The organism is Psychrobacter sp. TB20-MNA-CIBAN-0197 (assembly GCF_040309765.1).
Taxonomy (GTDB): Bacteria; Pseudomonadota; Gammaproteobacteria; order Pseudomonadales; family Moraxellaceae; genus Psychrobacter; species Psychrobacter submarinus.
This window is the reverse complement of the sequence record NZ_JBEOPC010001154.1, coordinates 1-247: the sequence shown is the minus strand read 5'-3', so window position 1 is coordinate 247 and position 247 is coordinate 1. Positions and strand designations below refer to the sequence as shown.

Annotated in this window: 1 protein-coding gene; it reads right to left on the bottom strand. The window is 40.1% G+C overall.

Annotated elements, in window-relative coordinates:
• Positions 1 to 247: hypothetical protein (locus AAEY83_RS17545; protein ID WP_351061233.1), on the bottom strand; the 247-nt coding region annotated here is incomplete at both ends.

The following is a 247-nucleotide window of genomic DNA, read 5'->3' as shown; positions in this document are numbered from 1 at the left end:
CAATTGGCTTTGCGTTTACATCACTTTGCTTAGCAGATAGCCACAGGCTATGACCATTTTCTATTGAAAAATTGTCCTGTTTATTAATCTGTTCGTTTTGCGCATTCTGATAAGTGAACAAATCCGTTAAGTCATGCTCAAGCGCTTGCCATAAGCTATTTGTTTGCTCAGAGTCATCACTCGCGTTATCAACGCTTGGTTGATTGGCTTGCTTAGGAATCAGCACATGACTATTCAACCATAATGC